The following is a 6,830-nucleotide window of genomic DNA, read 5'->3' as shown; positions in this document are numbered from 1 at the left end:
TCAGGGTGAGCGCAGTCATGCCTCCAAACCCGATAAGGATACCGACGATTACAGGCCCTATCGCAAAACCGAGGTTTCCGCCGGTGACAAAGATCGAGGTGAGATAACCCCGGTTTCTGTCTGTTGTTTCACCATGCACCCGGAGGAGGGCGGAAGGGTGGAAGAGGGCATGGGAGATCCCGGCTGCTGCTGCAAAGATGATGAGGAGATAGTAGTCCTGAACCACACCGTAGAGACCAATACAGATTGAGCTCGTCAGGATACAGAGCCAGATCGGAGCCGACCACCCGCTCCGGTCTGAGAGCCAGCCGACGACCGGCTGGAAGAGTGATGAGGTGATCTGGAAGACACTGACGAGAAGGCCTGCAAGGAAGTATCCTATTCCCGGATAGAGGATCAACAGAGGAATTAGCGCCGGAATCACCGGACTGTAGAGATCGATGACAATATGGCCGAAGGTATACCCGGCAATGGGACGGGGGATTTTTATCATTTATATGCGCCTCAGACAGACAATTTCGACCGGGATCTCGAGGAGATCCCGGGAATGGAAGGAGAACATTCTTTTTATTGGAAACAACGCTGATACCGCGCCGGCGATCTCGGCCCTGCCCCTGATATACGAAGCGAGGAATGGCATCGTTCCTGCATTAAAGATTCCATAGGTGACAGGTGCGATCCTGAGAGCAGCATCGATGAACGGCCTGTCCGCATGCTCGCTTTGTGCACCAAACGGCGGGTTCATCACCACGGTATCAAAGGATTCTCTCATAGATCTGATGTCATCTGCGATAAACCTGCAGTCTGCTGAGAGTTTCTCTGCATTCTCACGGGCAGCGGCAACGAGGCGGGCATCCCCTTCCACGCCAACCACCTCGTCCGCACCGAGGAGTGCCGCACCGATCGAGAGGATGCCGGTTCCTGATCCAAGATCACAGACAGAACACCCCTCGATATCTCCCGCAAGATACGCATCAAAGAGGAGCCGTGCCGCAAGTGGGGCAGGAGTCATGTACTGCTCCTGTGCCGGATCGGGATTTGGAATGCCGGCAACCCGTTCCAGTTTGATCTCGAGTGTTCTGAGTTTCATGACCGGATCTCATCTATTTCGTAGTCATCCCACTCCCGCCTGCCACAGAGGATCTCAAATTCCGGTGGCGAGAGGACCGGAACCGGGAAACGGACCTGATCATCGAGTCCGAGGCGGGGGCAGGCGGTATTGACATAACAGGGGAAACCAAGATTCAGGAGCTGATCGGCTGTCACCTCGCGGAGGAGGACAATCTCCGCACGTGGGTGTAGCGAGAGGAGCTCTTCTGCCAGTTTCATCCGGTTCTGCCCGCATTTCTGCGAGACGATGATCCCAAAACGGTCAGCTGATCGGGCTTTTTCGATAACTGCAAACCGTCTTCTGAGGGGGCGATCGGTCTCGACAACACCTGCTTCTCCGGTATAAGGGTCAAGGGATATGACAGGGACTCTGCCTGCAATCCCTGATCCGATCGCGTGGAAGACGCCTGTTCCAAGATAGAGGAGGCAGTCTGCTGCCGTCTCCCGTGCTGCCGTATAGGTGCAGCCGAGGACCTGCCCCGGAAGCGGAGTCCGTGGTGAGGCTGGTGCGATCACAGGCATGAACCCATGCTTTTTGAGTTCTTCAGCAAGCAGGGGAAGCGAGTTTGCATGTTGTGCGGTTGAGATAAGACCGATTTTATTCCCTGTCAGCAGGGGAAGCACGGAATCAAGGGGAGGGATCTGTTCAGGCTGGAGGATCGGCTCGACAAGCACCCGTGGATGATCCATGAGCGGCGTATGCCCGAAATGGATCAGGATGTCGGCATATTCAAGTGTATCAAGGGCGAGATCGCATGCCCCGTAACAGGGATCTCCTGAGATGATCACAAAATACCCCTCTGCCCGGAGGGCTTCGGCAAGGAGAGGAAGCTCCCTCTTCAGGCCTTCAGGGGCCTGGAGGGCGATTTTCCTGACAGAAAGGGATCGTACCCGTTCAATGATATCAGTAATAGGAATCAAGGACATGTACGCCGTCTTTGTCAACGTCAATGGTGACCAGGGATTTGTATGGCCGCCCGATATCCGGGTTGCCTCGGTTGATCACAAAACAGAGATCAGCCACTTCGGCACCTGTTGATTCAATTGCTGGAAGAAGTGCCCGTATCGTGCCGCCGGTGCTGATCACATCGTCGATGAATGCGATCCGGTCGCCTTCAAAGACACTGTTCAAATAGAGCGTTCCTTTCGAGTACCCGGTCGTCTGGCCGATCACCACCTCGCCGGGGAGCTTGTATTCACGTTTCCTGACGATGGTATAGGGGATATCGGTCATCAGGGAGAGGACGGTTCCGATATGGATACCCATCGCCTCGCTGACGACGAGCTTATTGACATTTTTCAGATCAAGCGCCTTGAAGAGGGCACATGCCACATCCCTGAGCAGATTTGGTTCAACGAGCGGAACACCATCGGTTATCGGGTGAATAAAATAGCTGTACTCACCCCGCTGTACGATCGGACAGGTTTCCAGAGATCTCTTGAGTACTTCAAGCATGAGATTCACCAATTGTTTCTAAAAATGATTCCACAACATCCCGTGTCACATGGGGCATCAGGACCGTGCGCATATGGCCCCATCGTGTCCGGGATACCCGCCAGCCAGCAGGCGTGAGGGGGCAGTCAAAGGTGGCGACATTCACATCCGGTGTAACGGCACGCAGATACCCATATGCCTCCATCCCTTCGATGAGGCGGCGGGTATTCTCCATGCACCCCTTCACGAGTGCAGAGAGCCCTTCACGGCCAAGATACCGGAGGACAGCATACGCACTTGCCACAGGCGCACCGGGGCGCGTTCCCGCCAGCGTGCATTCCTTCTTCACAGTCAGGTACGGGGTATCGACATTCAGGCATCCAAACGCCTCCGGGTTCCGGAGGAGGAGTGCCCCGCAGGGGATGGTGCTCATACCCATCTTATGCGGATCAACCGAGATGCTCGAGACCGATGGAACCAGGAAGTCCCATGGTGCAAGACCTGAGAGGAAGGGTGCAACGAGGCCCCCGAATGCGGCATCAACATGGAAGAAGATCCCGTTCTCGGCTGCCACCGATCCGATCTCTTTGACCGGATCGATCATCCCGTATTCGGTGGTCCCGACGACCGAGACGATTGCGACCGTATTGGTATCAACTGCTTCATTGACGGAGACGGGATCCATCCTGTAGTTGCTGTCAAGCGGAACCGAACGCATCTCAAGCCCGAGCATATCACATGCCTTATCAAAGGAGAAGTGTGCTGATGCAGGGATGATGACATTGGGTTTTTCAACGGGTTTCTGTTTCTTTGCAATCCTGAGTGCCTGGATATTCGACTCGGTTCCACCTGACGTGGCATATCCGCCTGCGCCGCTATGGTGGAGGAGATCGCCAAGCATCCTGATCAGTTCATCCTCAAGCCCCATTGTTCCGGGGAAGAGACCCGGATCTCCAAGGTTCGTCTCGATGAACTGCATATGTGCACGGATTGCAACCGGGTGGGGTTGTGTACACATTGATGAGAGAATCCGGCCGTACTTCAGGTCCTCTTCCCTGACAGAAGAGAGATAAGAGAAGAGTTCCTCCTCAGAAGAACCGTTCTCCTTCATTTCCACCCTTCGAGAACGCCATATCAAGAACCATCCGCTTTTCGGTCCGGGCTGCTGCCTCACGGATCGCCTGTACTGCATCGATATTCGCAGAGACGCTGCGGATTCCATGTTCGACAAGCCAGGCAACCATCTTCGGATCAGATCCTGCCTGCCCGCAGATGGAGCATTCAACACCTGCCGCACGGCACCGGCGTATTGCGTAGTCGATCAGCCGGAGGACTGCCGGGTGCGTCGGTTCGTACATTGACGCAACATGTTCGTTGTTCCGGTCAACCGCAAGGGTGTACTGGACGAGATCATTTGTTCCAAATGAGGCGAATTTGATGCCGGCCTGGATGAACTCATCGATCATGATGGCTGATGAGGGAACCTCGACCATGATACCGAGGGTAACAGATTCCACAGGAACGCCCCATCCACGGAGGAGTTCTTTTGCCTGGATAAACTCCCGCGGGTGGTTGACAAGCGGGAACATCAGGCCAAGGTTCTCGTACCCGGACTTCCAGAGCCGCTTGAATGCCTCGATCTGGAGCCTGAACTGTTCTGGCGCTCCGAGATCGCGGCGGATTCCGCGCCATCCGAGCATCGGGTTGTGCTCGATCGGCTCATCCTCTCCGCCTTCCATATTGCGGAACTCATCAGTCGGTGCATCCAGTGTCCTGACCCAGACGGGTTTTCCGGGGAATGCATCGAGGATGGTCTTGATACCTTCATAGAGTTCTGCGATAAATTCCTCTTCCTTATTATTGGCGATGAACCACTGGGGAGTCCGGTTTAAGCCGAGGATCAGGTGTTCGATCCTGAGGAGCCCGACACCATCTGCGCCGGTGGCAGCTGCCCGCTGTGCCGCCTCGGGGAGCGAGACATTCACCTTGACAAGTGTTGCCGTGACGATTGGGGCTGATCCTGCCTGCACAACAGTGGGAGTATCCTCATGGGCTTTCTGAACCTCACCCTCATAGACGATCCCCTTGTCACCGTCGATGGTGACGATCTGGCCGTCTTTAAGTGTTGAAGTGGCCTTCTTTGTCCCGACAACAGCGGGCGTTCCCAGTTCGCGGGAGACGATTGCCGCATGGCAGGTCATTCCGCCTTCATCGGTGATGATCCCCTTCACCCGCCGCATGGCAGGCACCATATCGGGGTTCGTCATCTTTGCAACGAGAATATCGCCTTCCTTCACCGATCCCGAATCCTTCACGCTCTGAATGATAGCAACCCTGCCGGTTGCAATACCGGGGGATGCACCCTGCCCCTCAATGAGGATCTTCCCTGAACCTGTGGAGGCATCAGCCTTCTTCTGCGAGGATGAAGCGGGTTTGATCGTGGTGATCGGGCGTGACTGAAGGATATAGACATCATCACCAACAATGCCCCATTCAATATCCTGCGGGGTGCCATAGTGATCCTCGGAGAGTTTGCCGAGGGCGGCGAGACGTCCTATCTCCTTTTCAGAGAGGACACGGGCATTCTTCCTCTTCTCAGAGATGGGAACTTCCTTTGTGCCTTTCCTGCCGTCAGGTATGATCTCGGTCTCCTTGCTGGCGATGATCGTATCAACGACCTTCTGCTTTGACTGGTCAAAGACATAATTGTCAGGTGATACAGAGCCGGATACTACCGCCTCCCCAAGCCCCCATGATCCTTCGATGATGGTGAGAGATTCACCGGTGACCGGATGGGAGGTGAAGAGCACACCAGCCTTCTCAGAGAAGATAAGCTGCTGAATCACAACTGCAATATTGACGCTTCTGTCATCAAAGCCCTGCTTGGAACGGTAGTATACTGCCCGTGCCCCATACAGCGATGCCCAGCATTTCTGGACCGCTTCGATCACATCATCTTCACCGAGGATGTTCAGGAACGTCTCCTGCTGCCCGGCAAAGCTTGCATCTGGAAGATCTTCTGCGGTTGCACTTGACCTGACTGCAACAACAGAACCCTCACCCATACGTGCATACGCAGATTTGATGTCTGCGATCATATGATCGGGAATCGGAACTGACATGATGAGGTCCTGGGCCTTTGCCGCAGCAGACTCCAGTGCGCTGTTATCATCCACATCAAGTCCCTCAAGGATCGAATAGAGCGATTCTTCAAGCCCGGTCTCTACAAGAAAACGGCGGAAAGCCTGGGCTGTCACGACATAAGCCTTGGGTACCGGCAGGCCGATTGAGGACATCTCGCCAAGGGATGCCCCCTTGCCACCAACCGATGGCAGATCGTTCTTTCTTATCTCCTCTAGCCAGAGAATGTTCGGCGCGTCCTTCATAGCATCTCAGGTATGAATCGACCCGAAGATACATAAAAGAGGGTGAAGGTGTTCACCTGGAATCCCGGTAAGAACAACCATCATTACCTCTGGGTTATATAATCGTACTCGGGTTTCACATGAGTTATAACGTCCTTGTCAGTGATCCGCTGGCTGAAGAGGGTATAGAAATACTGAAAAATTTCTGTAACGTCGATGAAAAGATCGGGCTCTCCGAGGACGAGCTGGTCGGCATAATCGGCAACTATGACGCACTCGTCGTCAGATCAGGAACCGAGGTCACCGCACGGGTCATCGAAGCAGCAACAAAGATGAAGTATATCGGCCGGGCCGGTGCCGGGGTCGACAATATCGATACGGATGCCGCAACCCGGAAAGGTATCATCGTCGCAAATGCTCCTGAAGGAAATACCCTCGCCGCAACAGAGCACACAATGGCGATGATGCTCTCACTTGCCCGGAGGATTCCATCTGCAAACGCCTCTCTCAAGAAAGGTGAGTGGAAGCGGTCGAAGTTCATGGGTGTCGAGATGAACGAGAAGACGCTCGGTGTCGTCGGCTTCGGCCGTATCGGGCGGGAAGTGGCACAGCGTGCCCAGTCCTTCAATATGCGGGTGGTTGCCTATGATCCCTTCATCACGCCTGAGCGCGGTGCGCAGTTTGGTGTCGAGATGATGAGTGTCGAGGATCTCTTCAAGGTCGCCGATGTGATCACTGTTCATACGCCGCTCATCAAGGAGACGAAGCACCTGGTGAATGCTGCCTCGATTGCAACGATGAAAGACGGCGTACGGATCATCAACTGTGCACGCGGGGGCATCATTGATGAGAAAGCGCTTGCCGATGCAGTTGCTAGCGGGAAGGTTGCCGGTGCGGCACTTGATGTCTTTGAGGAGGAG

At 54.8% G+C, this 6,830-nt stretch carries 7 protein-coding genes; 1 reads left to right on the top strand and 6 read right to left on the bottom strand.

What is annotated here, in order from left to right; translation table 11 throughout:
• The 6 genes from QCH34_RS04375 to ppsA all read right to left on the bottom strand — a co-directional run.
• The coding region (locus tag QCH34_RS04375) for an MFS transporter (protein ID WP_300330680.1) at positions 1-493 on the bottom strand (493 nt) is incomplete at its 3' end.
• The gene (locus QCH34_RS04370; protein ID WP_300330677.1) at positions 494-1,090 is read right to left on the bottom strand and encodes an METTL5 family protein; all 597 of its coding nucleotides are present in this window, start codon (positions 1,088-1,090) and stop codon (positions 494-496) included. It abuts the gene before it with no gap.
• Entirely contained in the window at positions 1,087-2,037 is a 951-nt protein-coding gene (gene dph2, locus QCH34_RS04365) for a diphthamide biosynthesis enzyme Dph2 (RefSeq protein ID WP_300330674.1), read from the bottom strand. Before dph2 ends, QCH34_RS04370 begins: the two co-directional genes overlap by 4 nt.
• Positions 2,015-2,566: a hypoxanthine/guanine phosphoribosyltransferase gene (hpt, locus tag QCH34_RS04360; RefSeq protein ID WP_300330672.1), complete on the bottom strand. Its 552-nt coding sequence runs from the start codon at positions 2,564-2,566 to the stop codon at positions 2,015-2,017. The genes dph2 and hpt overlap by 23 nt, the downstream gene beginning before the upstream one ends.
• Entirely contained in the window at positions 2,559-3,656 is a 1,098-nt protein-coding gene (gene mfnA, locus QCH34_RS04355; RefSeq protein ID WP_300330669.1) for a tyrosine decarboxylase MfnA, read from the bottom strand. The genes hpt and mfnA overlap by 8 nt, the downstream gene beginning before the upstream one ends.
• A complete protein-coding gene (gene ppsA, locus QCH34_RS04350) occupies positions 3,634-5,931 on the bottom strand; it encodes a phosphoenolpyruvate synthase (RefSeq protein WP_300330666.1) in 2,298 nt (765 codons plus the stop codon). Before ppsA ends, mfnA begins: the two co-directional genes overlap by 23 nt.
• 119 nt (positions 5,932-6,050) lie before the next feature.
• Here ppsA and QCH34_RS04345 point away from each other — a divergent pair.
• Positions 6,051-6,830: hydroxyacid dehydrogenase (locus tag QCH34_RS04345; protein ID WP_300330661.1), on the top strand; the 780-nt coding region annotated here is incomplete at its 3' end.

Origin of the sequence: Methanocalculus sp. (assembly GCF_029762515.1) — an archaeon.
Classification (GTDB): Archaea; Halobacteriota; Methanomicrobia; order Methanomicrobiales; family Methanocorpusculaceae; genus Methanocalculus.
This window is presented reverse-complemented; position numbering and strand designations above follow the sequence as displayed.